Genomic DNA, 26,121 nt, shown 5'->3' with positions numbered 1-26,121 from the left:
TTGTGCTTGACGTGTCGATTGTTATTCCGGTGTTATGTAAGTGTTGTTCGTTTTTAGTTGATTCTCTTATGGAAACAGGAGAAAATCCCGTATGGCTTGTGCCAGTTTCTCCGGTTGTTCGCTATGAATCCAATGCCCGCATTGCGGGATTTCTTTCAGCCGGGCAGCCGGGAATTGTTGCTGCAAACAACTGAGGTCCGCTATCAGATTGGATTGCTCTCCCTTGATAAATAGAATCTCTTTATCGTAAGTATCGTGGAGTAATTTCCTTGGGCAACCACTGATTTCGTCAAAGTGACGGCTGATTACTCGATGATTGAGTTTCCACTCGAATCCGGAAGGGGTTTTCTTGATATTTTTCAAGAATAGTTGTTGAGATCGTTCCGTTTTGAAATGTTCTTGTATCGCTTGGCGTACTTCTTCCCGGCTTTTGAAACGTGAGAAATCAAAATTAGCCATAAAATCTATAATCCGGTTATGGCTTCCTCCGTCCCGTTGCGAGTAGGACACGGGAGCGATATCCACTATAATTGCCTTGTTCACGATGTCCGGTCTTTTGAGTAATAACGCCATCACGATTTTCCCTCCCATGGAATGTCCCGCGATATGCGGGGGAACGGGAAAATGTAAATCCTCGATCAACTCGATAATATCATCACTCATCACCTCGTAATTCATTTCATTCGCGTGGGGGGATTGCCCGTGATTGCGAATGTCCGGCAAAATCACTTGAAACGTGTCTTCCAGTGAATGAGCTATGGGAAGCCAGTTCTCGGAAGCCCCCCAAAGGCCGTGGAGTATCAGTAAAGGAGTTCCCTCTCCCTGCTTTCTAAAATATAACTTCATATTAATTCGGTGTGGTTCACGTTACAAATTATACAAAAAGACCGCTCGAAAGCGGTCTTTTTTTTATAAAACTAAATAGAAATTAGTCTTTCAGTTTGGCTTTCAAGAACTCTCTGTTCAAGCGAGCGATGTGCTCGATAGAGATGCTCTTCGGGCATTCGGCCTCACAAGCTCCGGTGTTGGTACAGTTACCGAATCCCAGTTCGTCCATTTTGGCAACCATCGCTTTTGCACGGCGTGCCGCCTCGATCTTTCCTTGCGGGAGAAGGGCTAATTGGGATACTTTTGCTGCCACGAACAACATGGCTGAAGAGTTTTTACAAGTAGCGACACAAGCCCCGCAACCGATACAAGCGGCTGCATCCATAGCTTCGTCCGCTGCCGGTTTGGCAATCGGGATAGCGTTACCGTCAGGTACTCCACCCGTGTTCACGGACACGTATCCGCCGGCTTGCAGGATTTGCTCGTAAGCGGTACGATCCACGATCAAGTCTTTGATTACCGGGAAGGCTCCCACGCGCCACGGTTCGATAGTGATCGTTGCGCCATCTTGGAAACGACGCATATGCAATTGGCAAGTAGTCACGTCGTCGTCCGGTCCGTGTGCACGTCCGTCGATAAACAAACTACATGTACCGCAAATACCTTCGCGGCAATCGTGGTCGAATGCCACCGGTTCTTTGTTTTCGCTCACCAATTGTTCATTCAGAATGTCGAGCATTTCAAGGAATGAACTGCCGGTTGAAATATTATGAATCTTGTAGGTTTCAAAACCGCCTTTTGACTTTGCGTCTTTTTGACGCCAGATCTTTAGGGTTAGTTCTTTTAATATTTTATCTGCCATAACGATTTTCATTTAAGATTATTTATAAGAACGTTGAGCCACCTGAATGTTTTCGAACACGAGCGGTTCTTTATACATTTCGGGTTCTTTGTTTTCTCCCTTGTATTCCCAAACGGAAACATACTGGAAGTGCTCGTCGTCACGTTTTGCTTCTCCCTCTTCGGTAACGGACTCCAAACGGAAGTGTCCTCCGCAGGACTCGTTACGATCGAGAGCGTCCAATGCCATCAAGTGTGCGATGTCGATGAAGTCTGCCACGCGTCCCGCTTTCTCAAGTTCGTTATTCATGGCGGTAAACTCTCCGGTCACGCGCAAATCCTTGTAAAATTCTTCTTTCAGTTCGGCGATTAACTTGATAGCTTTCTTCAAGCCTTCTGCCTCACGCGCCATTCCGATATAATCCCACATGATATGTCCCAACTCTTTGTGGAAGTGATCGGGGGATTTCGTACCCTTGATATCATACAATCTGCGCAAGTGGTCGGTGACGTTCTTTTCAGCAGCGTCGAATTCCGGCGTGTTGGTTTTGATTTTCGGGGTTTGGATATCGTGAGCCAGATAGTCACCAATCGTGTACGGTAAAATGAAATATCCGTCAGCCAATCCCTGCATCAACGCGGAAGCTCCCAAACGGTTAGCCCCGTGGTCAGAGAAGTTACACTCCCCGATAGCGTACAATCCCGGGATTGTGGTCATCAAGTTGTAGTCTACCCAAAGACCTCCCATAGAGTAGTGGATAGCCGGGTAAATCATCATCGGGTTGTGGTACGGGTCAACGGCGGTGATTTTCTCGTACATCTGGAACAAGTTTCCGTAACGTTCTTCGATTGTGTGTCTTCCCAAACGGTCGATAGCGTATTTGAAATCAAGGAATACAGCCTTTCCGGTGTTGTTTACCCCGAATCCGGCGTCGCATCTTTCTTTAGCGGCACGAGAGGCAACGTCACGCGGAACAAGGTTCCCGAATGCCGGGTAACGACGTTCCAAATAGAAGTCGCGGTCCTCGTCCGGGATATCGTTCGGGTTCAGGGTTCCCTCTTGCAATCTTTTGGCATCCTCGATCTTTTTCGGTACCCAAACGCGTCCGTCATTACGTAATGACTCGGACATCAAGGTCAGCTTACTTTGCTGATCCCCGTGTACCGGGATACAAGTCGGGTGAATCTGCACGAAACAGGGGTTTCCGAACATGGCTCCGCGTTTGTATGCTTGCCATGCGGCACTACCGTTACATCCCATGGCGTTGGTCGACAGGAAGAACACGTTTCCGTATCCACCGGTAGCCAATACAACGGCGTGTGCCCCGAAACGTTCGATTTTTCCGGTCACAAGGTCACGGGCGATAACACCTCTTGCCTTGCCGTCCACTACAACGATGTCAAGTACCTCGTGACGGGTATATGATTTGATTTTTCCTTTTTCGATCTGACGATTCATGGCACCGTAGCAACCCAACAATAATTGTTGTCCGGTCTGACCGCGGGCATAGAACGTACGACTTACCAATGCGCCACCGAAAGAACGGTTGTCCAAAAGACCGCCGTAATCACGAGCGAAAGGTACACCTTGTGCGACGCATTGGTCAATGATGGCGTTACTTACCTCTGCCAGACGGTAAACGTTGGCTTCACGTGCGCGGTAGTCACCACCCTTGATAGTTTCATAAAATAGTCTATAAACAGAGTCGTTGTCATTCGTGTAGTTCTTTGCAGCGTTGATACCTCCCTGTGCGGCAATAGAGTGAGCGCGACGGGGAGAATCCTGATAGCAGAATGTGGTCACGTTATAACCTAATTCAGCAAGGCTGGCTGCAGCCGATCCACCGGCAAGTCCGGTACCCACGATGATAACATCTAATTTTCTTTTATTAGCAGGGCTAACAACTCCGATATGTGCTTTATGATTCGACCACTTCTCGGCTAACGGTCCTGCTGGTATTTTAGCATTTAATTCTGTCATAACCTTAATAATTTTAGATTTTAAATTTTAAATTTTAAATTTAGATCGTTGATTCCTGCAATTTAAAATCTACAATCTATAAATTTAAAATTGTGTTAGTTCGCTAGTCCAAGCATGAAATAAAGCGGAATGATGCTGAATCCTGCTGCAATGATGAAAGCGAAAATTTTAGCAACACACTCTAATCTCTTTCTCCATATCTGGTTGCTGAAACCGATGGATTGGAATGCTGACCAGAAACCGTGAGTCAAGTGAAGTCCAAGGAAAATACCGCCTAAAATGTAAAGCAGGCAATAGATTACGCTTGACTGGAATAATCCGGCGACTAACGCGTAAGTGTTTTCCATTTTCACCCCGTCCACGATAGTTTCGGCTAGTGGCGTTCCTAATGAAGGGAATTTGATATTCCACCAGAAGTTCCACAAGTGGATTACAAGGAAAATCAGTACTAATGCGCCTAGAATATACATGTTTCTGGACGACCAAGTACAGTTACCTGCTTGGCTGCGGCGATCGTACTTGATAGGGCGTGCACCTCTGTTTTGAAGAGTCAGGATAGAAGCCAGCACGATATGGAAGATAAATCCGATAGCAAGAATCGGTTCCACGATCTTGATAATAGGATTCGTTGCCATGAAATGGGCTCCAATGTTAAATAACTCTCCACTATTATCTACTATCAACAGTAGATTTAGTGCCAAGTGAACGCACAAAAACGCAATAAGAAAAAGACCTGAAATACTCAGGAGCATCTTTTTCCCAATCGACGATGTTAAGAAATTGCTCATAATGTAGATCTATTTATTTGATAACTATTTGTATTCTGTATTCGTGCACAAAAGTATCTTTTTTTCTGTCATTTTGAACCGCTAAAGCTATTTTAAAATCATTCTAAATATAAAGAATTTTTTCTCTAATGAATGGGTTCATAAAGTTTATAAGGTTTATAAACTTTATAAAGTAATGGACCCCTGCGGGGCGCTTTGTCCACGGCAGCATAGCTGCCGTTAAACTCTGTCCGAAGGACACCCGTAACCTTATGAACCTTATAAACTTTATGAACTTTACAAACTCTATCTTCCAATCGATTCGTAAATGATTTCTTGAATCTTTGTGCGGATATTCTCCTTCATAAGTTTGGTGTTGAACTCGTTAGGATAAGTTCTGTTGGAAAGGAATATGTAAATCAATTGGTTTTCAGGATCATTCCATGCGATAGCACCTGTAAAACCCGTGTGTCCGTAACTCGTGCAGGGGACTCCGTCACAAGTAGGGCTTGTTCTATCGGGAAGAGTTTCCGGTTTGTCGAACCCCAAACCTCTCCGGTTTTGTTCGGGGGATAGTTGAATAGAAGTGAAAAGGTCGATGGTGGTCGAGTCTATCATCCGCTCGCCACCGTATTGACCGTGATTTAGATACACGCTCATGATTTTTGCCAGATCTTCTGCCGTGGAAAACAATCCTGCGTTGCCTGATACGCCTCCCATTAACGCTGCAAGGGGATCGTGCACGTAGCCTTTTAATTCCGATTTCCGGAATACGTTGTCATTACTGGATGGAATTACCCGATCCATGTCGAGATTCAGATGGGCGTTGAAACCGGAGTTATAGGCTCCCAGTTTTTTCAGAAAATGATCCCGAAGATACATATCGAAAGGCGTGACGGTTTGTTCCTCCACGATATCTTTAAGTAGGACAAACCCCAGATCGCTGTACGTGTATTTCTTTTGCGGTAATAAGTCCGTGTTCAAGATCAACGAATGGATAGAGTCTTGGAAATGGTGGTGCATATAGAAATGGGGGGAAACCATAAGATAATCCTCCCCGCCTTTAAAGCTGAATGTGCTGTCCCGGTATCTGAAGTTGGGATTAATGTACAAGCGATCTCTGAGTTTCTTCGTGTTTGTCTTCGTGTATCTGGTCGTGAATAATCTTCCTTGCATCTTTTCCCAGTCAATCGCGTGATGGAAGAATGAAAAGGAAGCTTTTAAGCCCGCGTTGTGCAGTAATAATTCCCGGACAGTCAAGTCTTTTTTGTTGGACTGTGATATCGCGTAAGAATAACGGGCGATAGGTGTATCCAGAGCTATTGTCTGTTGATCGTAAAGCATCATCACGGCCGGAAGAGTGGCAGCGATCTTCGTGATGGATGCGATGTCGTATATATTATCCGTCGTGTTTGCCTTTTTCTTGTCATAGGTATTGAAACCGAAAGCCTTGTTATATACCACGTACCCGTCTTTAGCCACGAGCACTTGACAACCGGGTGTCGCTTTCTCCCGGATAGCAACTTGACAAATGCTGTCAATGCGGAGTAACGTTTCCGATTGCATCCCGCTGGTCTCCGGTTTATGGTATCCCAAGCGTACTTTTGGAGTTGACAGTCCGGTCCCGACGGGGAAATAGTAGTTGATGCTTACGGGTAATTTCCCGTTCACGTTGATACCCCCGAAAATCGCTTGCGCGACAAATTCTTGCGCCGGGGTGTCATGGGAATAACTCACTAGGATGGCGTCCAAGGGCAGATAACTGTATATATCCAAACCGTAGGGAGTTGCCGGGTGACAGAAAATGACCCGTTTTCCTTTCAATTGTTTCAGTATATTCGATAACGCTTGCGATGCCCCGAACTGTCGGGATGTGGTGTTCCGTGCGGCGCTATTGTACACGATCACGCAATTGTAATCGGATAAATCTTTCAATAATTTTTCTATGGCCTCTTTACTCGCTCCTGCACGAATGGAAAAATGAGAGCAAGGTGCGTATTTTTCCAGCATGTCTTCAAACGCTTTGGCTTTCCTGTCGCCAAAATTGAGGGATGCGATGCGCAACGTATCGAGATGCGTTAGAGGAAGTAATAAGTCTTTATTCTGTATCAGCGTGATAGCCTCCGCGTAGGTTTCCTGTAATAAAGCTTGATCGGCAGGGGTATTTAACCGGGCGGACAGCATGGTCGTGTCAATCATGCCGGCGTTGGGCAACACGTATTTCTCTTTCGCGGCAAGGACTCGGCGACATTTTTCGTCAATATCTTCTTCCGTGAGAATACCCTTGCGTATGGCTGCTTTTACCTTCTTTACCGTGGCTTCCACGTTTTCGGGGAAAAGCAGGATGTCGTTACCTGCCGACAGGGCTTTGACATCAGCTTCACCGGGAGAATTTCCTTTGGTTACCCCTTTCATGTTCATGGCATCGGTAAAGCATAGTCCATCGAAATGCATTTTTTCCCGCAGTAATTGGGTTACGATGTGACGGGAAAGGGAAGCGGGGATATTCGCCGAATCGTAGGAGGGAACATTCAAGTGCGCCACCATTACACCGGGGATGCCCGCGGCTATCAGTTGCCGGAAAGGGTATAATTCCACCGTGTCGATACGGGCGACCGAATGTCTGATAAGAGGTAGGGCAAAATGCGAATCCGTGTCGGTATCCCCGTGTCCGGGAAAATGCTTCGCTACCGGCATGATTTGCTGGGATTCCAGACCTCTGGTATATTGCAGGGAGCGGTTGCCTACCTCGTCTTTTTTTTCCCCGAACGAGCGGATACCGATAACCGGATTTTTAGGGTTGACGTTAATATCCGCGACGGGAGCGAAGTTTACATGAATGCCCATCGTGCGGCATTGTCTGCCGATGGCTTGCCCGATGCGATATATCAGATTCGTGTCGCGAATAGCACCTAGCAGGGTTTGATTCGGGAATTCCATAGCCGGCTTTATACGCCATCCCACGCCACTCTCTGCGTCCATCCCGATCATTAGGGGAATGTATGCCCGTTGCTGGTAGTCGTTGGTCATCGCGGCTTGTTTACTTGGAGTGCCTTGAAAGAAGATAATACCACCGATATGATATTTCTCGATTGTTGCACCCAATTGCTTCTCGTACAAACTGTCTTTGTTGCTGTATGCGGCAATCATGATCAATTGTCCGATTTTCTCCTCCAAGCTCATGGCATTTAAGGTTGAATCGACCCATTGTGATTGTGAGCGTCCTGCCAAGGGACAAACGAGTAAACAAATTAAACCGAAAAACAGGAAAAAACGCATTAGATTTTAGATTTACGATTTTAGATTGAAGATTCAGTGATTAACAAAAATAACTTGTAACCTGAAACTTGCCGTAGGCAAATGTAACTTGTAACTCGGTTAGTATAGAAAAGTGCGGTAAACAATCTTGTTTGCCGCACTTTTCTATACTAACCGAATAGATTATTTCAACAGTTCAGCAACTTTTTGCTTCAATGCTTCGCCTCTCAAATTTTTGGCGATAATCTTGTTGTTCTCGTCTAACAATAATGTCGCGGGAATACCGGTAATGCTATATAATTTAGCCGGTTCGGATTGCCAACCTTTCAAGTCTGAACCATGTTTCCAGATCAAACCGTCGTCAGCGATTGCTTTTACCCAAGCTTCTTTGTTGTTATCTAAAGAAACACCGAAGATTTCCAAGCCTTTCGGTTGATATTCTTTGTAAAGAGCAACAACATTCGGGTTCTCTCCGCGGCAGGGACCACACCATGATGCCCAGAAATCAACTAATTTCACTTTACCTTTGATGTCATACAGTGAAATAGATTCTCCTTCCGGGGTTGTAACCGTGAAGTTCGGGGCAACTTGTCCGACAGCCGTTTTTTCCAGTTTAGCAATTTGGTCAGCGATCGCTTTTCCTTGAGTGCTTGCTTTTGCATTTTCGCCAAGGAGAGCGAATCTTTCTTTCAATTGCTCGTATTCCATTTGTCCCATGGCAGATGCAATCACGAAAGCGGCTACATAAGTGTCAGAGTTAGCTTTGAGCAATTCAAGTTCTTTTGCTTGAGCGGCTTCAACGATTTTACCAAATTCCTCTTGGATAGCTTGCATTTTAGCTTGATCTTGAGATTGAGCGGCTGCTTGATATTCGCCGTTTAATCTCATTTGCTCTTGCATGATGCCTTGGTTGATCTCTGAGAATTGGTTGAACAATTTTTGAGCCTCACCACCTTCTATTTTCAAGCCGGATTGATCCGCGTTTACCGTGATGTTTGTGTTTTCAAGCATAACCGGAATACCGCCTTGTTGACCGGGGAAAACGATATAAGCCGCGGTGATTCCGTCCACTTTACCGGTGAATTCGAAAGCGCCGTTAGCGATATCTGCTTTAGCCAAAGTATCCACTTTGTTATCCGCGAAAGTTACAAGTGCAGCTTTAGGAACTTGTATCCCTTGAACGTTTCCGGTTACTTTGAAACCGCTTTGTGCGTTGCATGCTGCAAGAGTCATACTAGCAGCAACGATTGATAATAAAATCTTTTTCATGTGTTTTAGTTTTCTTAAATAGATATTTAATATGCCATTAATTAATCTTGGCTTTCATAAACCACAACTCTTTAAAGGCAATGTTTATTCTTAGTTTTACGTATTTTTCCATGATCTGGTTATTACGGTGCGTACCTCTCATTCCCAAGTCGACAGCAACTCCCAACATCAGTTCTTGATAAGGTAAGCGAATCGGAATTTGTGAACCAATAGTCACCCCATACGTGTTGATGTCTTTTAAATTGAACTCCAAATGCGAGCGGGTAAAGTAAGCTCCTGCCATGTATTGGTTTTTTTGCCACCAATAACGTCCTTGGGCATTGGGTTGATAGTAGCTACCTATCGCTATTTTGTGATAATTTTGGTATTCTTTGTTCGTTTCAAATTCTTCGTATTGTGACATATTTTGGAAAGTGTAATCTCCGGCAAAGAACCATTTTTGATTATATTGGAATGACGCTCCTGTCGTGATTCTAAAAGGATAAAAAATTGTACCGTTTTTGGTCGCTTCATCGTTTAAAAGAATCGAATTACCGGTTGATACTCCTGTTTTATAGGCTTGGAATGTTTTTCTTGCGTGTAATGGTGTCCCGAAATTGAAACTCGTACCTAAAGTGAAATTTGACTTTTTACTGATATTTAAAGGTAATTGAGCTCCCAACGTGAACAATGCAGCACTCATTTGAGTGATAGTTTGAGTTTTCAAATAATATCCGCTTGTCATAGGGAGTAATATCATGGTTAAGCGATCGTCTACTTTTCCGAATAAATAAGACACGTTGACGCCTAATGACAATTTGCCCAATTGATAGCCCAATCCCAAGTATGCTTCATTGATACCTCCACTTCCTTCAACTTGTTGCGTGCAATATTGGCTGAAATCGCCTCTAACCACATCTGTATAATATACGTCGAATCCCCTGTTTGAACGTTGTAAAATACCAAAAGACATGTATAAATTTTTATACGCTCGAAAAGCCATGCTAACCGCACCGTTTTGTGCTACTTTGTAATTTGCATGTGTTTTATGGGATGAAATATCGACGTATTCTCCGGTAATTCCGGTTTGGAAATAGAAACGCATGGAATCCAATGCTGTGTAAGATGCAGGATTCAAAAAGTTGATGTTATAATTGTCACGCATAGCGGCAGAAACACCCCCCATGCCGATATATGCTCCATACGTGTCCGGTAGTAACCCGAATCCTTCTTTAGAATAAGGTGTACCGGAAGTATTCTGACCGAACACGTAAGTTGTCATTAATAATAGGGTGACGCTTGCTAATATCTTTCTCATAAATTTTATATTTGAAACCTCTGTATTAGTTGTAGTGACTATAATAGACATTTAATTTCGGTTGTTCTTTCAATACCACTCGTTGGAAAGTATTGGCAACATTTCCCGTGAATATTTGGTACGAGAAGTCATTGAGTAAACTGTAATAACTTCCTGGTAAACCGATTAACAAGTAAATTTCTGGAACGATGGGATGTACGCCTTCTACTAAATTGGAATAATAATCCGTAATATCAATAATGTATGATCTCTCGTTAGGGTCAACTGAGTTTTGCGTGAGTTGTCCGTAAATAACATTTCCTTGAGGGGAAGTTAATAGGCCTTTGATGAAATTGTCTTTGGTAATGATATAAATACCAATGAATTGTGGTTCTAGAATGTTGTTTTCAAGCAAGTCCGTGTTTATTCGAAGTTCAATCTCTGCTTTCATAATTGTTTTGTAGATGTCTTCATCAGCGATAAAGGGGACTTTGAGTTTTGTCATAAGTCCGTTCATTCCTTCAATAACCGCCATATTTTTACCGTCATAAACGAGGTCATCGAAAGATTTCGGTTCGTTAAGTGTAATATTTTCGAAAGGTTCCGTGGGTTTATAACCTAAATGCGTGAAAGCATACATTGTTTCCTCCGGGGTATTTGTGGTAGTGGGTAATGCTATAGGCCAACTGAAACTCATTGCATCCGCCGCTTCGACAGATCCAATATGGTAATGGAATCTTAACGCAAGGTTAGCGGGGTTAATACTCATTAAAACGGAGTTTTCTTCACGGGGAATGATCGCTAAGGCCTTGAACTCTTCCATGAATTCCGGGTAATTTATCTGGTCAAAGCTATAATCTCTTGAACGCATGCGGTTGAATAGTTCAAGTCCAAAATCATACTTCAATTTGAAATAGGCTTGTGCGATATTGTCCTTTTGCGGGTAAAGTTGTAGAGTTGCAAGTTTTTCATCTCGTGTCAATGAATCAATGTTGCAAAGGATAGGATTATAATGATCGAACCGCATCGGTTCTTTGGTTTGATATAAGTCGAATATTTGTAATGCAGTTGAATCTCCTGCCAAGGTTTTAATATAAGGAATTTGTAGGGTAAGTGAGTCAAACGTACAGTTACTTTCCCATGTGACCGTCGATATTAAACCTTGAGGTGCAACTTGAAAGTATGGGATTGCTGTTATGGAACCGGTAACTCTATCGGTAATTTTCCCAAGGGAGAGAGGTGATAACGAGGATGAAGAGCTAGATATAAGGGATGTTGGAAAAGAATCCAACCTCACGGTTGAGGTTTCTTCCATTACAAAACGTTTGACTTCGATGAAATTTTCATTGGAAATTAAATCTCCTCCAATTGTGGAAAGATTATTGTCACACGCATATATTAGTAACAGAAAACTCACGATAAAGAATATTCTCATATTTCTTGATTTTGATTAAATACAAGGGGCGAAGGTATAATTATTTTCTAAAAAATCGGCATTTGAAATTGTATTTTATCTAACGGGAGGTTAAAAAAAAAGAAGTCAATACATTTCTCTCTCTTTTTTGTTGGATTTAATGATAAAATATGTAGTTTTGCCTATCGAAAAAGAAGAACGTTTAAAGTTAAGACGTTTGACGGAGAAAATATAAATAATCAAGTTGAATAACGTATGAGAAAATTTAGTTTATTATTATTAGCTATTTTAGGATTCGCTTTTGTCGCTTGCGATGATGATGATCATTTGGGAGACTGGGGAAAGGCTCCTGAGTTTAGTGGAAAAATGAGAAATCAAGCAGTGTCATTTACTATAGGAAATAATGTTTATGTCGGATTGGGATATGGTGTTGATCTTTCTGAATACACGGATTTCAAACGCTTTGATATGCAAAGTATGACTTGGTATGATGTCGAGGATACATTTGAAAAAGCAGGAGGGAAAGGACGTCATGGGGCTATAGCTTTCACTGCAGAAGTAAATGGTAAAACGTATGCTTATATTGGATTAGGATATATCGCTTCAAGATCAACCGGGACGGGAGAAAACTTGGAGGTTAGACCCAAAGAATACTTGAATGATTTGTGGCGTTATGATCCGGAAACGAATTCTTGGGAAGAAATGAAACCTTTCCCGGGAACACCCCGTCGGGATGCAGTGGCTTTCTCGTTGAACGGATACGGTTTCGTGGGAACGGGACGTGCGGATAATGCAGAAATGTTCAAGGATTTTTATCGTTATGACCCGAAAACAAATGAGTGGTCTGGAGATTTAGGTTTTATTGGTGGTCAGAGATATGGTGCCACTGCTTTCGTGGTTGATGGTGCTGCTTATGTATGTTTAGGATTGAGTGGTGGTTCTCCTAGAACTGACGTTACTAAATGTACAGTTGATGCTAATGGTGACGTGCATTGGGAGCCTATGCAAGCTTTGGCTGATAAACCGGGGGTAAAACAAGATAAGGATTACGGGAGAATTCCGAGAGGATATGCAATTAGTTTCGTTTCCAATAGAGGTAAGAATGGCGAGAATTATGCGTATATTGCAACTGGAGGTCAAGGTCCTAATCCGCAGACTGTATGGAAATATAATCATAAGAAAGACCAATGGCATCAGATGGAAAATATCGTGGGAGGTTCGCTTGTTGGTGCTGTAAGTTTTGTTGTCGATGGTTATGGTTATTATACCACGGGTGGTAGTACCATTGATCCGACAGCTAGTTCAAGTAATGCATCTTCTAGTTTCTCTAATGCAACTTGGAGATTTGTACCCGATGTGAAAGAAGACCGCGCAAATGACTATGATTACTAGAAATTTGAATAATCTTAAATAGAGAGGGTGTGTAAAACACCCTCTTTTTGTTTGTTCAATACGAACGTATGTTAATGAGTGAAAGTGTTCAATGCAAATATATAGGGAGGTCTAAAGGCAAGAGAGTACGCTGAGGTGGGGAGTTTGAAGAAAGTTTGCGGCAAGCATCTTATAATTCTTGAAATTTTTTACTTTAAAATAGTAGTTTACTTCTTTATAAGGAAACTATTTATCGAATATAATTGCATGAAAAGGAAAAGTTATTGCTTGGGCTAAGCGGGTGGCTTTTCTAAGTCACCCGCTTATTTATTTTAATAACTAATTGAGAATGTAGTTGCTATTCGGGGAATTTACATTAGTATTTTGAAAGATGAAATTCGATCATTCCAATTGATACCACTTTTAACTTTGTAGTTTTTAAAATTGTTTACTTTTAAATTATAATAAACAGCAAGACCTTTTGTAAATTCAGCATCATAAATTCCGTCATGAAAGTCAAAAGTTATTGATTGTGCTTGAAAATGCATATTTCTAAAGAATGTAACACGACTACAACATGGGAATCCTAAACCATCAGAATGTACACGTGCAGATGATATTTTCTCGTCTAACTGTTCAATTTGAGGCATGAGAAGTTCGCTATAGAATCTGTAATCAACTTGAATGCCAGCTTTATCTAGATTATAATGGGAATGTTCATATATTGTTAGGGTACTAATGGGAGTAAAATTTAAGGCTTTATTTTTGATTCTTGCAGGTTTTTCTTTCTGTAACTCGTTATAAGTATCAAAATACTCAATATCACCTTCCGGTGTCACATAAGTAGCTAATTCCGGTAACTCTTGGAGTTGCTCGTAAATTGATGCAACTTGTTCGTCTTCCAAAATCATCAATGTATCATTCTCCATGTGGTAAGGAGAGGAATAAGTAATCCCTTTATAGGTGAAATCAAAAGTTTCTCTTAATGGGATAAATTGTTCATCCCCTGTCAAGTTTTCTGCTGAAGCAAGTTCCAAGTCTGAATTTTGGCATCCGTAAATGACACCAATGATCAAAGCGATTAAAATGCTGATTTTTCTCATAATCTTTGTTTTTAAATTGTTTTGATTTTCCCGATATAGAAGCGTAAATATGCTATTTTCGTGAAGATTACGGGATTGTCATTCATGTTTAGTGTTTCTTGATGTTGATACCTCCTTTCTTGTTTGAAACACGATTTTTAATGTCATTTTTTATGATGTTTGTAAATTTATGAAAAATATTTGTCTTTTGCAATATTATATATATAAAAAAGATTGTATGGGTAGCTGTTTAGTGTGAATTTCTTACCGGAGTTAGGTGATTTTCACGATGTCAATAAAGTGTGTGTTAAAACAGAAAAGCCGTACTGAAGCCGTGGTAAATTCGGTGTAATAATCTCTCCCGTTCGTTTGTGCCTTGTTCCCACTCTTATGTTGCTATAATCTTTTATATGCCAACATAACAGGGGAAATGGAGTGAGAACGGAAAAGGAGGATTATTAGGGATAATCTTCTCCGGTTTTACAGTGGATTCACTGTATATTCAGGGGTATTCTACCCTAATCCTATCCTAATAATACCTCATGTCGCTTACTGGTTACTTTATTTACTGTTTCATCCCCCGTCGAGAAGGGTGGTGCGAGGGGAGTGCTAGCGGGTTGTAAGTGCCGAGAGGTATTATTGGGGTAGGAGTACCTTAGGTTATTGCCGGATAAACGGATGTGTCGTGTTTGAACAAAAATGCCGGAATAGAAAAGTAGAATGACTCAACAGATAAGTTCTCCTGTTCATTTATTTCCCGTTTTTATTTCGTTGTTGCCTCAATGTTTACTGTCACAACATCGGGCAACAACGAAACAAGAACGAGAGAAGGACTCGTTCGGTTTATTTATCCATTTTTATTGGTGAGGTATCTATTAGATACATGTGCTAGTAAGAATTTTTATTATCTTTATGCCCCAAATATTGATATTATTCCGCATGAAGAAGTTTAGTATTATTATATTTTTTTGTTTGGCGACCTTGGGTGTGTCGGCACAGTGGAACACGGCGAATATGTTGCGCGCGGGGAAGAGTGCGATCATGTTTGATGATTACGTGAGTGCGATAGAGAATTTCAACAATATCCTTCGGGTGAAGCCTCGTTTATCGGAACCGTATTTTTTCCGGGGATTGGCGAAGCTGAACTTGGACGATTTCGAGGGGGCGATACGGGATTACACGGAGGCGATAGAGTTAAACCCGAATTATTTCCATGCTTACATGTACCGGGGTATCGCTTACCACAACATGAAGCGGTACGAGGATGCCATGAATGATTACAACACGGCTATCTCGATTAACCCGGGAGAGGCATACGTTTATGCCAACCGGGCGATAACGGAGGCGGATATGGGTGACTACAAGAGCGCGGAGAAGGATTACTCGAAGGCGTTGATTATAGACAAAGAGTTGTTGCCGGCTTACCTGAATCGCGCGATTATGCGGGAGAAGCTGGACGATTGGGAGGGGGCTATCGAGGATTGTAATATGGCGATCAAATTGAATATGTTCTCGGATGATGCTTACGGGTTGCGGGGGTACCTGCATTTTAAAGAGAAAAAGTATCATGATGCTATCGAGGATTATAATAAGGCGTTGAAGATTAACCCGCAGAACAAGCGTATATTAATGAGCCGCGCCATCACGTGGTACGAGATGAAAAAATTCCCGGAGGCGATGGAAGATTATACTGCCGTGTTGAAGGTGGATAGCACCTATGCTTACGCTTATTACAACCGGGCATTGTTGAGAGCGGAGATCGGGGAGACGAATAAGGCTATTGATGATCTCGATCAAGTGTTGGAGATGAACCCGGATAATATATTGATTTATTTTAACCGGGGATTGTTGAAAATGGAGATTCGGGATTATACCGGGGCTTACAATGACTTCTCTGAAAGTATCTCGCTGTATCCTGATTTCGTGAAAGCTTATCTGGCAAGAGCTGCGGTGAGCGGTGAGATGGACGATTTCGCTTCAGCCCGACAGGACAGGTATAAAGCGGAAGAGATCATGGATCGCTACAAGAGGATGCAAGAGGGGGATAAAAACGCGTTGGTTGATACGACGGAAAATTTCCGGCGTTTGATAGATATAAACTCCCGGGATGACCGGATGAAGGATGTGATCAACGGGCGTATACAGGATAGAAACGTGATTATCGAGTTGCAGGATATGTTTGTCGTGCAATATTTGGCTTTAGATACCTTGCGCAAAGGGAAAGTGCAGTATTTCGACAAGCGGATTATGAAGTTTAACCAAGAGCATAATTATAACCCGGCGTTGACGATATCCAACAAACGTTTCGATTACCCGAGGGAATTCGAGGACGAGTATATTGAAACGCTATCTTCCAAGATTCGGAAGAACAGAAGTGACGTGGACGCGTTGCTGTTGAGAGGTTCGTTGTACTTGAACCGCGGGGATTACACGAAGGCCATAGAGGATTTCAAGACGGTAGTGGAACGTGATCCGAAACATTTATTCGCTTTAATGAATTTGGCTAGTGCACGGGCGAAAATGTACGATTATATCGAGTCGATTGAAGAAAAGACTTCTCGTGTGGTGGGTGAGGAAGAGAAAGTGAAACGCGTGGTGGATTATTCTCTCGTGCTGGAAGGTAATAACAAGTGTCTGGAGATTGATCCGGATTTCGCTTTTGCCATGTTCAATATTGCTAACGTGTATGCCAAGAGCGGGAAGATAAAAGAGGCTATCGATATGTACACGAAAGTCTTGGAACTGGATAAAGATATTGCCGAAGCTTATTTTAACCGCGGGTTATTGCATATCTATCAAGGAGATAAAAGTGCTGCCAACGTGGATTTGAGTAAGGCGGGCGAACTTGGGCTGACGGATGCTTACAGTATTATCAAACGTTATTGTTCCGTGGAGGAGCAATAACGTTTGATAAGTTGCAGGTTGAATTTGCCCGCGGCAAGTTGCAGGTTACAAGTTGTTTTTGTTAATCACCCAATCCTTCAATCTAAAATCGTAAATCTAAAATCTAAAATCTAAAATCGTTTAATTCTCCACTCTTTCGGGTAATAGTTGTTCAGGCGATTGCCGGCTTCTTTTACCCAGCCGAGTGCGATGCCTTGGTACATGATTAAAACCCACGCTCCTCTTGGGGCATCGAAACGAATGTCTTCCTTGCGTAAGTATTGCAGGGCGGTGGGGAGGTCTACTTCTTGGCGGGTGATGTGCTGTTTCTGAAGATTGTGGAGCAAAGCCAACGAATGTGCCGGGCGTGTTGTTCCTTTGACGGATTCCCCTATCTCGCAACCTTTGTAGATAACGCCCGCTTTGGATTCCAGGTATTGGATGAATTCCGCGTGACGGGCGGGGATAATGCCGAGCGTGCTTCCTGCCAGATAGGGCGTGTGGTTCGCGATATCCGGTAAAAGCGGCAAGATGTCGGTCGGGAGTTTGGGGGGCTGGTTTTGAGAACTCCGTTTTTCCTTTTTCAAGGTAAACGGTTGTCCGTCTTTTTTTCGGATAACACCCATGAATAAACCTTCTCCGGCAGATTTATGGGGATAGAAATGATAGCCGTGAACGGATGTCGGGGTGGGGATTATTCCCGGGTAGTTGTGTTGGACTTCGACGGATTCGGCCTCGAAATTGTCGAGTACCCATGAAAGCATGTCTTCGTTTTCGCCGGGATTGTAGGTACAGGTGCTGTACACCAGATAACCTTCGGGTGCAAGGGCGTCCCATATGTCTGCTATAATCCGTTTTTGTCGTTCTTCACACAGGCGCAGGTTGTTTTCGCTCCATTCCTCGATGGCTTTTTCATCTTTCCTGAACATGCCTTCGCCGGAGCAGGGGGCGTCTACCAGAATGATGTCGAACGCTCCTTTCATCCCCGAGAAACGAGCGGGGTCACTGTTTGTGACCACGATATTATAGTGTCCCCATTTTATAATGTTTTCTTTTAATATGGAGGCTCTTGATTTGATTACCTCGTTGGAAATCAGCAGGGAGCCTGTCGGTAGATTGGCTGCCAACAGCGTTGATTTTCCCCCGGGAGCGGCACATAGGTCCAGTACCCGGAGAGGCTTGTCCACGGCGATTTGCCGAAACACGGACTGTAGAAACATGGAAGAGGCTTCCTGCACGTAATAGACACCGCCATGCAAATAAGGGTCGAGCGTGTAGACCGGACGTTCTCTCAAATAGTAGGCATCGGAACACCACGGTACTTGCCCGTCAATTAATTCGGGGAAAGGAAGGGGTGTTACTGTCTTTGCAGGGTTTACCCGGATTGTTGCCGGAGAGGGGGAGTTTAACGCTTTAAAAAAAACTTCCGATTCGTTCCCCATGATTCGGTTCATGCGCTCGATAAATGCTGGTGGTAATGAAATCATAAACATTTTGGATTATGGCGACAAATTTAATGATTTATTTGTTGATATGTTTTAACTTTGCCGGGAAGAGTTTAGTTATTGTAGATATAAAGATTTTATATACTTCGTTCGGGATAAGAAGAAGGGGAGAAGGAGGCGAGGAATGCGAGTAGGCTGAATTTGAAAATTAAAATTAGAAGACAGTGGAGATTTACGAGAATTTTAATTTAAGGGAATATAATACATTTCATATAGACGCGGCGTGTAAGTATTTCGTGAGATGCGAGAAGGAAGAGGATTTGCTGGAGTTTGTCGGCTCTTACGAGTTGAAGCCCGAGGAAGTGTTGATTTTGGGAGGCGGGAGTAATTTTCTTTTCACGGAAGACTTTGATGGGGTTGTTTTTTACCCGATGATGCAGGGGTACGAGATTGTGGAGGAAAATGAACACGACGTTCTCGTGCGCGTGGGGAGTGGTGTCGTTTGGGACGATTTCGTGGCTTGGGCGGTAGAACACGGCTACGGGGGAATAGAGAATCTTTCCTTGATTCCCGGGCATGTCGGGGCTACTCCGGTACAGAATATCGGGGCTTACGGGGTGGAAGCGGGAGAGTGCATCGCGATGGTGGAGGCGGTGGATATCGTGAAGGCCGAGAAAGTGAAGTTCGACGCTTCCGAGTGTCGGTTCGGTTACCGGGATTCGATATTTAAACACGAGTGGAAGAACCGCCACGTGGTGACTTACGTGACATTTCGACTGACGAGGCAACCTGTTTTCCGGTTGCAGTATGGAAGTGTGCGGGATGAAGTAACCCGCGCGGGAGAAGTCACGTTAAAGGCAGTACGGGAGGCAATTATACGGATACGGGAGGCAAAGTTACCTGATGTGAACGTGTTACCGAATGCCGGAAGTTTTTTTAAAAATCCGGTAGTTGAACGAAAAGCGGCAGATGCCCTGTTGGCGGATAACCCGGGGATGCCGATTTATCCGGTGGATGATGAGCACGTGAAATTAGCCGCGGGATGGTTGATAGAGATGTCCGGATGGAAGGGGAAAGGCATCGGGAATGCTGCCGTACATGACAAGCAGGCTCTTGTGCTAGTGAATAAAGGAGGGGCAAGTGGCATAGAAATTGCTCACTTGGCTAACGAAATAAAGAAATCCGTGTTTCTCAAATTCGGAGTTTGGTTGGAGCCGGAAGTTTATGTTATTTAGTGATTTATGATTTACGATTTTTGATTTGAAAAAAATTAAATCAGTGAGCGTTAGCCTTGTGTGGCAGGAATCTAAAATCTAAAATTTAAAATCTAAAATTAAAATGGTGAAGTATTCGGAAGAAATAAAGATTCGGGGGCATTACACGGATTTGCAAGGACGTTTGATCGTGAAGTCGCTTTGCGATTTGTTTAATGATGTGGCGAACGGGCAGACTTTGTTATTGGGGTTTGATGTGCCCACGTTGAACGCCCAAGGATTGACATGGATGCTGCATAAGTTGCATATTATCGTGAACCGAATGCCGGAGCAGGAGGAAATCGTGACGTTGGAAACGTGGCCTTCCGGTATTGACCGTTTGTTTGCCCTTCGCGATTTCAGCATGTTCTCGGGAAAAGGAGATCTCTTGATTCGTGCGACTTCGGAATGGATGGTGATAGATATCAATCGTCGTCGTCCGGTACGATTGCCCGCGTGTGTCACCGAGAATGCCGCTTCCTGCGTGGATGTCGTTCGGGAAATTCCTTTTGAGTTGGATACTAAAAATATGCCGGAGGAATACGAAAATTCCCGTTGCTTCACGGCGACATACGATAATATTGATTTTAACAAACATGTGACACAAGCAACGTACGTGCGTTGGGTAACGAATTCGTTATCTTACGTGTTTTTGAAAGAGCATGGATTAAGGGAGTTGGAGATTGTTTACGAGCACGAAGTGCTGCCGGATAGCAGAGTCAACGCGGAAAACCACGTGACTGAAGATGATGGAAAAGTGAAGGTTTATCATCGGGTGAGAAATGAAGCAGGCGATAAGACTCATTGCTTTGCCGTTAGCACGTGGGAAAAAAATCTTGATTAAAAAATTGCCGAGTTTTTTCTTTGTAAGGATAAAATGTGTATATTTGCACCGTCAAAAGAAAAATGCCCAGGTGGTGAAATTGGTATACACGCTACTTTGAGGTGGTAGTGGCCGTTCGGCTGTGCAAGTTCGAGTCTTGTTCTGGGCACCATGAAAGGAAACCGATACGGGAGTATCGGTTTCCTTTTTTTTAATATAAAGCGTTATGAAAGAGCAGGTAATAGAACTATTCGAGCGTTACAAGGGAGGAACTGATTATCATGTGGAAGCGCTTCCGCTTTCAGGTTCCAGTAGAAAATACTATCGGATTCAAGATAGCGAGGGAAGTTACGTGGGGGTATATCACGAAAACTTGCGGGAGAATAAGTTGTTTATAGACTTCACGCGTCATTTTAAAACGAAAGATTTGCATGTCCCGGAAGTTTACCGGGTGTCGGATGACGGTAAGGTTTACTTGCAACAAGATTTGGGACGTGACATGTTACTGGATGTCGTGGAGCGGGAACGGGAAGGCGAGATGTTGAACGAACACGCGATGAACCTGTACCGGAAAGCGTTGGACGAGTTGTTGCGGTTTCAGCTGTTCGGACACGAGGGATTGGATTACACGGGTTGTTTGCCTCGCCCTGTTTTTGACGAACGTTGTATCCGTTGGGATTTGAATTACTTTAAATATTGTTTTTTGCGTTTGGCGGGAGTCGAGGCGGACGAGGATAAATTGGAAGATGATTTTGAACTTCTGACAAAAACATTATTGGTCGCAGACACTGGACACTTTATGTTTCGGGATTTTCAATCCAGAAATATCATGGTGCTTCGGGATGAGGTGTATTTTATCGACTATCAAGGTGGTCGGCAAGGGGCGCTGCACTATGATGTTGCCTCGTTGCTTTATGATGCCGTGGTGAAAATGCCGGAAAGGCAGAAAGAAGAATTATTGGATTATTATATAGGGAATCTGGAGGTATTCGATAAAGATACAAGATTTCGTGATTTGTATTATCATTTCGTTTTAATTCGTTTGTTACAAGCGATGGGTGCGTTCGGTTTACGGGGATTACACGAGGAGAAGCAGCATTTCATCGATTCCATTGTTCCGGGATTGCAAGGAATTAGCCGTTTGTTCGAGAGTGGAAAGTTGGGTGAGGATTATCCCGAGATTCGGCGAGTTATAGGAATGGCTTTTGAAAAATACTTTGTACCTTCGCGTGTTGAAATAAATGAATAACTATTAAATATAAAACAGATATGAGTACTGTTGCAGAACAAGTAGCGTCACATTTGCTACAAATCAAAGCGATAAAATTAGAGCCTAATCATCCTTTCACTTGGGCATCCGGTTGGAAATCACCGATCTATTGTGATAATCGTAAGACTTTGTCTTATCCTGAGGTGCGGACTTACATTCGGGATCAGTTCGTGGAATTAATTCGCGCGAGATACCCGCAAGTCGAATTGATTGCCGGGGTGGCTACCGGGGCGATTGCACAGGGTGCGTTGGTGGCTCAAGAAATGGGATTGCCGTTCGTGTATATACGTTCTGCGGCGAAAAGTCATGGATTGGAAAATTTGATAGAAGGAGAGTATAAGGCCGGACAAAAAGTGGTCGTTGTCGAGGATTTGGTTTCAACCGGAGGTTCCAGTCTGCAAGCCGTGGAAGCGTTGCGGAATGCCGGTTGTGAAGTGTTGGGTATGGTGGCTATCTTTACTTACGGGTTCCAGAAAGCGATAGATAATTTTGCTAACGCTCATTGCGAGTTGGACACGTTGAGTAATTACAATGCCATGATTGATTTGGCACAGAAGAGCGGGTACGTGAAGGCGGAAGAAGTGGCAAAACTGAAGGAGTGGAGAGTTAGTCCGGAAACTTACAAATAATTTCGTGTATTTTAAATATTGAGTATATGGCTACACGAGTTGTTAGTGAGGTTCAAAAAATAAACAGTGCCATAGATGACGTGTATGCGTTTCTTTCCAATTTTGCCAAGTTCGGTTCAATGTTCGAAATGGCCGCCAAGATGGGTGCGGGGCAGCAACAGGGAATGCCGGAGATAGCCAGCAAGATAAAGGACGTGAGAACGACGGAAGATACTTGCACGTTTATGGTGGAAGGTCTTGGTGAAATGGGATTGCAGATCGTGGAGAGAGAGGAGCCGAAATTGATCAAGATCAAAGGAGATGGCAGAGTGCCTTTTGACTTCGACCTGTGGATTCAATTGTTGAGTAACGGTCCTTACGATACACGTATGAAAATTACTTTTGAGGCAGAGTTGAATATGATGTTCAAGATGCTTTTGAAAGGTAAACTGGAAAAAGGTATCCAGCAGTTGGCGGAAGGCCTTGCAAAGATCCCTTACGGGTATATGAAATAAAGAAAAAGCTCTTCGATAACCGAAGAGCTTTTTTATTTATTTTGCTAAATCGTCAAAATCAATGTCATCAAATTCGTTAACCTCAACTTCTTCACTGATCTCCATTGTTTCTCCGTTAAGTGCTGCTTTGATATAAGCGACAGCTTCATCCAACCCTTCCGCGAATTTATCAAAGTCTTCCTTGTATAAAAAGATCTTGTGCTTTTCGTAATTTTGAGAACCGTCTTTATCAAATTTTTTCTTGCTCTCGGTAATCGTCAGATAGTAATCGTTATTACGAGTAGCTTTCACGTCAAAAAAATAAGTCCTTTTTCCCGCTCTCACCGGTTTTGAATAGATCTCGTCCCGATCATTCATTTCCATACCTTCATTCTTTTCGTAACCTTCCATGTTAAATTAAAATTTTAATTAGACTTTGCGCACCAAAAGTAGAAAAAATAAACCAACAACATCGTTTTTTGTAACTTTTTTTTACCTCTGTCTATCAATATCTTAGTTGTGTGAAAACGTTTGAGATTACACGTGTGTGTTCTTTTGTGATATAAAATATTGATATATAACATATTATTGTGTATTTTAAAGGGAGCGTTTTACCGGAACGAAATAGAAATTATTGTACGGAAAGAATAAAAGCGTATCTTTGTAGTGTATAATTGTAAATATCAAGTAAACAATGGAAACAGTAGTAAGTGGAATCAGACCCACGGGTAATTTGCATCTGGGGAACTATTTTGGAGCGATGAAGAATTTTCTGAAAATGCAGGATGAGTACAAATGCTTCTTTTTTATTGCAGATTGGCACTCGCTGACGACACACCCTCACCCGGGGAACGTGGTGGAGAACGTGCGGAAGATTCTGGCAGAGTATCTGGCTTGCGGTTTGGATCCGGAAAAAGCTACCATTTACGTGCAAAGTGATATAAAAGAGATTTTGGAGTTGTATCTCTTTTTAAATATGAATGCTTATCTCGGGGAGTTGGAACGTACTACCACGTTTAAGGAAAAAGCGCGTAAACAGCCGGATAACGTTAATGCCGGTTTGCTGACTTATCCTACTTTGATGGCTGCAGACATTATTATACACAAGGCACACAAAGTGCCGGTGGGTAAAGATCAGGAGCAAAACATGGAGATGGCGAGGAAATTCGCTCGTCGTTTCAACACGATATATGGATATGAATTATTCCCGGAGCCGGCTTCATTCTCTTACACCGGGGAAGGAATAAAGATCCCGGGACTGGATGGTTCGGGGAAGATGGGAAAATCAGAGGGGAATGCAATTTATCTTATCGACGATGCCGCGACAATTCGCAAGAAAGTGATGAAAGCCGTTACCGATAGCGGACCCACGGAGCCGAATAGCGAGAAACCTGAAGTCATTCGCAATCTGTTCACGTTGTTGGAAATCATGTCCGCGAAAGACGTGTATGATTATTTTGACGAGAAATATAATAATTGCGAGATCCGTTATGGTGATTTGAAAAAGCAATTAGCGGAAGATATCGTTAATTTCTGTACCCCGATCAGGGAGCGGATTCTGGAATATGCCGCCAACACGGATTACTTGGATAAAGTAGCTGCCGATGGAGCCGAAAAAGCCCGTGCCAGTGCTTCTGCTACCATGAAAGAAGTGCGTAAACTTATCGGTTTTCGCTAGTAAATGACTAAAATTGAAAATTGAAGTGCATCGTCATTTTCAATTTTCAATTTTTAATTTTCAATTGTATGTATGAGTATATAAAAGGGATTCTGGTTGAAGTAACTCCGGCGTGTGCTATCGTGGATTGCGGGGGAATAGGGTATTCTATTCATGTTTCGGTGAACACGTATTCGAAAATTGCCGCACAGTCGGAAGTGATGCTTTATATTCATCAGATTGTACGTGAAGACGCACATTTATTATATGGTTTCTTCTCGAAAGAAGAGAGAACGCTGTTCCGGGCTTTGATTTCCGTGTCTGGTATTGGAGCGAACACGGCAAACGTGATGTTGAGTTCTATGACGGTCGAGGAAATTACCGGGGCAATTCTCACGGAAAATGTGAATGCGATCAAGAGCGTGAAGGGAATAGGTATCAAGACTGCCCAGCGCGTGATTATTGAATTAAAAGATAAACTCGGAAAAGAGGGCGTTGCTGTCGAGAGTATTAATTTACCTTCAAGTGCCGTTAGGGAGGAAGCTCAAGCAGCGTTAGTGATGTTGGGTTTTGCTCGGGCACAGGTGGCTAAAACATTAGATAAAATTCTGGCTACTAATAGAGTGGAATCCGTGGAAGAGTTAATAAAATTGGCACTTAAGCATTTGTAATTAGGTCTCCCTCTCCCTTGCCCAACCTTTCCCTATGGTTGGGCTATACCATGAACGTAGCATAAACGTAGCATGTTCGTGGCATGAACGCATGTAAGCGTTTTTGATTCGCTGGAGGAGAGTCTTTGCACGCTTGTTACCCTAGAGCAACGATAGACATCCCCCGGGGTGTTGTCGGGTTTGATGTTTCCAACGTGCTGCAATCTAGCCTGTTGTAAAAAACTTAAAAAATAGTGGTCAGAAAATTTGGAAAAAGGGAATTTCTTCGCTTATCTTTGCACCCGCTTTCGAGAGAGAGGGCAGGCGACGCGAGAAGCTTAAACGAGATACTGGAACGAGAGGTTTTAGAAACCGCCGAAAAAAAAGTTTTGAAAAAAACTTGAAAAAATTTGGAGGTTGAAAAATAAGCATTACCTTTGCAGCCGCTTTCACGATGAAGGCCGGAGGGCAGGATAGAGGGGCGATAGGAAACGATAGAAGAAGAGTTCTTTAAGATATTGAAATGAACAACGTAGCGAGCGTGAATCGAGCCGACGAGATGTCGGGATTCATGAAACACATGACCCTTGCCGGAATAAAATTTCTGAAATTAACTATTACAATGAAGAGTTTGATCCTGGCTCAGGATGAACGCTAGCGACAGGCTTAACACATGCAAGTCGAGGGGCAGCGGGGAGTAGCAATACTTCGCCGGCGACCGGCGCACGGGTGAGTAACACGTGTGCAACCAACCCCGTACCGGGAGATAACCCGCGGAAACGTGGACTAACACCCCATGATACTTCAAGGCCGCATGGTCTTGATTTTAAAATTTAATGGTACGGGACGGGCACGCGCGACATTAGGTAGTTGGCGGGGTAACGGCCCACCAAGCCGACGATGTCTAGGGGTTCCGAGAGGAAGGTCCCCCACACTGGAACTGAGACACGGT

21 protein-coding genes, 1 tRNA gene and 1 rRNA gene are annotated in these 26,121 nt (G+C 43.2%); 12 read left to right on the top strand and 11 right to left on the bottom strand.

Going from position 1 to position 26,121, the window contains the following annotated elements; all coding sequences use genetic code 11:
- Nucleotides 1-66 precede the first annotated feature (66 nt).
- From H8S64_RS15305 to H8S64_RS15270, 8 genes are all read right to left on the bottom strand, one after another.
- Nucleotides 67-846: an alpha/beta fold hydrolase gene (locus H8S64_RS15305; RefSeq protein WP_186977185.1), complete on the bottom strand. Its 780-nt coding sequence runs from the start codon at nt 844-846 to the stop codon at nt 67-69.
- An 82-nt stretch (nt 847-928) separates the two neighbouring features.
- On the bottom strand, nt 929-1,690 hold the full coding sequence (locus H8S64_RS15300; protein ID WP_099290051.1) for a succinate dehydrogenase/fumarate reductase iron-sulfur subunit: 762 nt from the start codon (nt 1,688-1,690) through the stop codon (nt 929-931).
- Nucleotides 1,691-1,708: 18 nt separating this feature from the next.
- On the bottom strand, nt 1,709-3,649 hold the full coding sequence (locus H8S64_RS15295; protein WP_186977183.1) for a fumarate reductase/succinate dehydrogenase flavoprotein subunit: 1,941 nt from the start codon (nt 3,647-3,649) through the stop codon (nt 1,709-1,711).
- A gap of 95 nt (nt 3,650-3,744) precedes the next feature.
- Nucleotides 3,745-4,437 (bottom strand): succinate dehydrogenase cytochrome b subunit, encoded by a 693-nt coding sequence (locus H8S64_RS15290; protein ID WP_099290019.1) that lies wholly within the window; start codon nt 4,435-4,437, stop codon nt 3,745-3,747.
- 285 nt (nt 4,438-4,722) lie between these two features.
- A complete protein-coding gene (locus tag H8S64_RS15285; protein ID WP_186977181.1) occupies nt 4,723-7,695 on the bottom strand; it encodes a serine hydrolase domain-containing protein in 2,973 nt (990 codons plus the stop codon).
- A gap of 162 nt (nt 7,696-7,857) precedes the next feature.
- Complete coding sequence (locus tag H8S64_RS15280; RefSeq protein WP_186977179.1) at nt 7,858-8,943, bottom strand: TlpA disulfide reductase family protein; 1,086 nt, start codon at nt 8,941-8,943, stop codon at nt 7,858-7,860.
- A gap of 37 nt (nt 8,944-8,980) precedes the next feature.
- Nucleotides 8,981-10,240: a BamG family beta-barrel-assembly machinery protein gene (gene bamG, locus H8S64_RS15275; protein ID WP_255469566.1), complete on the bottom strand. Its 1,260-nt coding sequence runs from the start codon at nt 10,238-10,240 to the stop codon at nt 8,981-8,983.
- A 25-nt stretch (nt 10,241-10,265) separates the two neighbouring features.
- On the bottom strand, nt 10,266-11,654 hold the full coding sequence (locus H8S64_RS15270; RefSeq protein ID WP_186977177.1) for a DUF4270 family protein: 1,389 nt from the start codon (nt 11,652-11,654) through the stop codon (nt 10,266-10,268).
- Nucleotides 11,655-11,888: 234 nt separating this feature from the next.
- Between H8S64_RS15270 and H8S64_RS15265 the strand changes: the two genes are divergently transcribed.
- Nucleotides 11,889-13,025, top strand: coding sequence for a Kelch repeat-containing protein (locus H8S64_RS15265; RefSeq protein ID WP_186977175.1), 1,137 nt, complete (start codon nt 11,889-11,891; stop codon nt 13,023-13,025).
- Nucleotides 13,026-13,375: 350 nt separating this feature from the next.
- Here the strand turns inward: H8S64_RS15265 and H8S64_RS15260 are convergent, their stop codons facing one another.
- Nucleotides 13,376-14,107 (bottom strand): hypothetical protein, encoded by a 732-nt coding sequence (locus H8S64_RS15260; protein WP_186977173.1) that lies wholly within the window; start codon nt 14,105-14,107, stop codon nt 13,376-13,378.
- A gap of 918 nt (nt 14,108-15,025) precedes the next feature.
- Here H8S64_RS15260 and H8S64_RS15250 point away from each other — a divergent pair.
- Nucleotides 15,026-16,990 (top strand): tetratricopeptide repeat protein, encoded by a 1,965-nt coding sequence (locus H8S64_RS15250; RefSeq protein WP_227217858.1) that lies wholly within the window; start codon nt 15,026-15,028, stop codon nt 16,988-16,990.
- Nucleotides 16,991-17,100: 110 nt separating this feature from the next.
- Here the strand turns inward: H8S64_RS15250 and H8S64_RS15245 are convergent, their stop codons facing one another.
- Nucleotides 17,101-18,456, bottom strand: coding sequence for a methyltransferase RsmF C-terminal domain-like protein (locus H8S64_RS15245; RefSeq protein WP_255469565.1), 1,356 nt, complete (start codon nt 18,454-18,456; stop codon nt 17,101-17,103).
- Between the two features lie 14 nt (nt 18,457-18,470).
- Between H8S64_RS15245 and H8S64_RS15240 the strand changes: the two genes are divergently transcribed.
- The 7 genes from H8S64_RS15240 to H8S64_RS15210 all read left to right on the top strand — a co-directional run bounded on the left by H8S64_RS15240 (nt 18,471) and on the right by H8S64_RS15210 (nt 22,883).
- Nucleotides 18,471-18,608, top strand: coding sequence for a hypothetical protein (locus tag H8S64_RS15240; protein ID WP_176554862.1), 138 nt, complete (start codon nt 18,471-18,473; stop codon nt 18,606-18,608).
- Between the two features lie 30 nt (nt 18,609-18,638).
- Nucleotides 18,639-19,649, top strand: coding sequence for a UDP-N-acetylmuramate dehydrogenase (murB, locus tag H8S64_RS15235; protein ID WP_186977169.1), 1,011 nt, complete (start codon nt 18,639-18,641; stop codon nt 19,647-19,649).
- Nucleotides 19,650-19,752: 103 nt separating this feature from the next.
- Nucleotides 19,753-20,511, top strand: a complete 759-nt coding sequence (locus tag H8S64_RS15230) for an acyl-[acyl-carrier-protein] thioesterase (RefSeq protein WP_186977167.1) — start codon at nt 19,753-19,755, stop codon at nt 20,509-20,511.
- 64 nt (nt 20,512-20,575) lie between these two features.
- A tRNA-Leu gene (locus H8S64_RS15225) sits at nt 20,576-20,662 on the top strand.
- A gap of 54 nt (nt 20,663-20,716) precedes the next feature.
- Nucleotides 20,717-21,739 (top strand): aminoglycoside phosphotransferase family protein, encoded by a 1,023-nt coding sequence (locus H8S64_RS15220; RefSeq protein ID WP_099290027.1) that lies wholly within the window; start codon nt 20,717-20,719, stop codon nt 21,737-21,739.
- Between the two features lie 20 nt (nt 21,740-21,759).
- Nucleotides 21,760-22,389, top strand: a complete 630-nt coding sequence (gene pyrE / locus H8S64_RS15215; RefSeq protein WP_186977165.1) for an orotate phosphoribosyltransferase — start codon at nt 21,760-21,762, stop codon at nt 22,387-22,389.
- 26 nt (nt 22,390-22,415) lie between these two features.
- Complete coding sequence (locus tag H8S64_RS15210; protein ID WP_099290029.1) at nt 22,416-22,883, top strand: hypothetical protein; 468 nt, start codon at nt 22,416-22,418, stop codon at nt 22,881-22,883.
- A gap of 36 nt (nt 22,884-22,919) precedes the next feature.
- On the opposite strand, the gene H8S64_RS15205 is transcribed toward H8S64_RS15210, so the two are convergent.
- Nucleotides 22,920-23,273 carry a DUF3276 family protein gene (locus H8S64_RS15205; RefSeq protein WP_099290030.1) on the bottom strand — a complete coding sequence of 118 codons (354 nt, stop codon included), beginning with the start codon at nt 23,271-23,273 and terminating at the stop codon, nt 22,920-22,922.
- 283 nt (nt 23,274-23,556) lie between these two features.
- Here H8S64_RS15205 and trpS point away from each other — a divergent pair, with 283 nt between their 5' ends.
- The 3 genes from trpS to H8S64_RS15190 form a co-directional block, all read left to right on the top strand.
- Nucleotides 23,557-24,540 carry a tryptophan--tRNA ligase gene (gene trpS / locus H8S64_RS15200; protein WP_099290031.1) on the top strand — a complete coding sequence of 328 codons (984 nt, stop codon included), beginning with the start codon at nt 23,557-23,559 and terminating at the stop codon, nt 24,538-24,540.
- A gap of 68 nt (nt 24,541-24,608) precedes the next feature.
- Nucleotides 24,609-25,190 carry a Holliday junction branch migration protein RuvA gene (ruvA, locus tag H8S64_RS15195; RefSeq protein WP_099290032.1) on the top strand — a complete coding sequence of 194 codons (582 nt, stop codon included), beginning with the start codon at nt 24,609-24,611 and terminating at the stop codon, nt 25,188-25,190.
- A 598-nt stretch (nt 25,191-25,788) separates the two neighbouring features.
- A 16S ribosomal RNA gene (locus H8S64_RS15190) occupies nt 25,789-26,121 on the top strand; the annotation flags it as partial.

It is taken from the genome of Butyricimonas hominis, from assembly GCF_014287455.1.
Taxonomy (GTDB): Bacteria; Bacteroidota; Bacteroidia; order Bacteroidales; family Marinifilaceae; genus Butyricimonas; species Butyricimonas muris.
The sequence above is the reverse complement of the archived record's forward strand: the minus strand, read 5'-3'. Positions and strand labels throughout refer to the sequence as shown.

Excerpts from the sequence above, each read along its gene's own strand:
- H8S64_RS15305 (WP_186977185.1), bottom strand. The coding sequence starts at position 846 with ATGAAGTTATATTTTAGAAAGCAGGGAGAGGGAACTCCTTTACTGATA.
- H8S64_RS15300 (WP_099290051.1), bottom strand. The coding sequence starts at position 1,690 with ATGGCAGATAAAATATTAAAAGAACTAACCCTAAAGATCTGGCGTCAA.
- H8S64_RS15295 (WP_186977183.1), bottom strand. The coding sequence starts at position 3,649 with ATGACAGAATTAAATGCTAAAATACCAGCAGGACCGTTAGCCGAGAAG.
- H8S64_RS15290 (WP_099290019.1), bottom strand. The coding sequence starts at position 4,437 with ATGAGCAATTTCTTAACATCGTCGATTGGGAAAAAGATGCTCCTGAGT.
- H8S64_RS15285 (WP_186977181.1), bottom strand. The coding sequence starts at position 7,695 with ATGCGTTTTTTCCTGTTTTTCGGTTTAATTTGTTTACTCGTTTGTCCC.
- H8S64_RS15280 (WP_186977179.1), bottom strand. The coding sequence starts at position 8,943 with ATGAAAAAGATTTTATTATCAATCGTTGCTGCTAGTATGACTCTTGCA.
- bamG (WP_255469566.1), bottom strand. The coding sequence starts at position 10,240 with ATGAGAAAGATATTAGCAAGCGTCACCCTATTATTAATGACAACTTAC.
- H8S64_RS15270 (WP_186977177.1), bottom strand. The coding sequence starts at position 11,654 with ATGAGAATATTCTTTATCGTGAGTTTTCTGTTACTAATATATGCGTGT.
- H8S64_RS15265 (WP_186977175.1), top strand. The coding sequence starts at position 11,889 with ATGAGAAAATTTAGTTTATTATTATTAGCTATTTTAGGATTCGCTTTT.
- H8S64_RS15260 (WP_186977173.1), bottom strand. The coding sequence starts at position 14,107 with ATGAGAAAAATCAGCATTTTAATCGCTTTGATCATTGGTGTCATTTAC.
- H8S64_RS15250 (WP_227217858.1), top strand. The coding sequence starts at position 15,026 with ATGAAGAAGTTTAGTATTATTATATTTTTTTGTTTGGCGACCTTGGGT.
- H8S64_RS15245 (WP_255469565.1), bottom strand. The coding sequence starts at position 18,456 with ATGATTTCATTACCACCAGCATTTATCGAGCGCATGAACCGAATCATG.
- H8S64_RS15240 (WP_176554862.1), top strand. The coding sequence starts at position 18,471 with ATGGCGACAAATTTAATGATTTATTTGTTGATATGTTTTAACTTTGCC.
- H8S64_RS15230 (WP_186977167.1), top strand. The coding sequence starts at position 19,753 with ATGGTGAAGTATTCGGAAGAAATAAAGATTCGGGGGCATTACACGGAT.
- H8S64_RS15220 (WP_099290027.1), top strand. The coding sequence starts at position 20,717 with ATGAAAGAGCAGGTAATAGAACTATTCGAGCGTTACAAGGGAGGAACT.
- pyrE (WP_186977165.1), top strand. The coding sequence starts at position 21,760 with ATGAGTACTGTTGCAGAACAAGTAGCGTCACATTTGCTACAAATCAAA.
- H8S64_RS15210 (WP_099290029.1), top strand. The coding sequence starts at position 22,416 with ATGGCTACACGAGTTGTTAGTGAGGTTCAAAAAATAAACAGTGCCATA.
- H8S64_RS15205 (WP_099290030.1), bottom strand. The coding sequence starts at position 23,273 with ATGGAAGGTTACGAAAAGAATGAAGGTATGGAAATGAATGATCGGGAC.
- trpS (WP_099290031.1), top strand. The coding sequence starts at position 23,557 with ATGGAAACAGTAGTAAGTGGAATCAGACCCACGGGTAATTTGCATCTG.
- ruvA (WP_099290032.1), top strand. The coding sequence starts at position 24,609 with ATGTATGAGTATATAAAAGGGATTCTGGTTGAAGTAACTCCGGCGTGT.